This is a genomic window from Campylobacter sp. RKI_CA19_01128 (assembly GCF_025771175.1).
Taxonomy (GTDB): domain Bacteria; phylum Campylobacterota; class Campylobacteria; order Campylobacterales; family Campylobacteraceae; genus Campylobacter_D.
The window spans coordinates 1-1,295 of the sequence record NZ_JAKMPU010000035.1 but is presented as its reverse complement, the minus strand read 5'-3'; the positions used below and the strand labels follow the sequence as shown (position 1 = coordinate 1,295).

Sequence of the window (1,295 nt, the reverse complement as noted above, 5' to 3'; positions counted from 1 at the left end):
ATATCATCATCCTAAGGCTCAATTAAATTTTAAAAATTTTGAAAAAATGACTTTAAATCCAAGTCCTAAAGATATGATTAAAATTGTAGATGATTATCAGCCTAAACTAGAAGACTTTAAAGATTTAAATGCAAAAATGCAAAAGGCTATTTTTGATTTTAAGGTTGCTAAATTATTTGGATTTGAGGATAGGTATTGCCAAAATTTTATTCAAAGCAACATTGATATTTTTATCTTTCTACATGGTAGAGAGCAAACCTATTTTAATTATCTTAATTTCATAAGCAATTTAAACTCAAATGAAAAACAAAAATACCTAAACTTAAGAGCCTCTACTAAAGATTTAGAAAAACAAATTTTTGAAGAAAAACTTAAATTTATAAAGCACTATGAAGAATTTTATGATTATTTAGATAGCATAGGCTATTTGAATAAGGGTTCTTGGTATAAAGCTATGGCTCTTTACTCAAAAGTATCAATTCAAGGAATGTTTTTACTTTACAACACCCAATTATGTTCTTTTAAAGACAAATTGACAATATTCAAACAAGTGAAAGAAAGTTATAATATACTTAAAAAATTAGATACACTAGAATTTTCTAATGAAGAAATAAATAAAAAGTGGAAAAGTAATCATAAAGCAATAATAATCTTTATAGGTAATTATTTAAACAAAATCCAAAAGGCCTTAGATGAATGCAAATGAAAATAATACTAGTGTTCATAATGAAAACAATACCACTATTAACATTAAAGAAAGTATAAAAGAAGCCCTAAGAGAAGGACAAGAAATTGTAGAGAATAGTAGAGATGCAACCGGAGAAATAAGCAATACCTCTCATTTTTTAGGCAATATATTCAACCTTTCCCCCAACTCTCCCACTAAAGAAACCCTACAACCTTATATTCAAAAAGTTCAAGTTATTACAGATAAAGTGGATAGCAAACTAAAAATTACTGAATATACCTTAGAGTATATTAACAATGGCGATATAACTAAAGTTTTAGTAAAACTAGGAGAAGAAGTTATACAAGATTTTGTTTTAAAAAAAGGCTTAGATATTTCTAAAGAAATAGCACTTATCTTGTTTAGAGGAAAAATTATTTTTGGTATAATTATTTTTGCTGGAGGAAGTGTTATATCTTACTATTTTTCTGAAAACATTAAAGAATTAGCAAAAAAACTGCTAATAAATACTCAAGATTTGCTTAATAAAATCGGAGATAAAATTAAACCTCCTGTTGTATGCCCTAGTAATTCTATAACACCTAATGGTCAATGTATTGATCATCCA

General features: G+C 26.3%; 2 protein-coding genes. Both read left to right on the top strand.

What is annotated here, in order from left to right; translation table 11 throughout:
* Positions 1 to 706 (top strand): hypothetical protein (locus L8U98_RS08170; RefSeq protein ID WP_263737867.1); only part of this gene is annotated, 706 nt, incomplete at its 5' end.
* Positions 693 to 1,295 (top strand): hypothetical protein (locus L8U98_RS08165; RefSeq protein WP_263725481.1); only part of this gene is annotated, 603 nt, incomplete at its 3' end. The genes L8U98_RS08170 and L8U98_RS08165, both read left to right, overlap by 14 nt.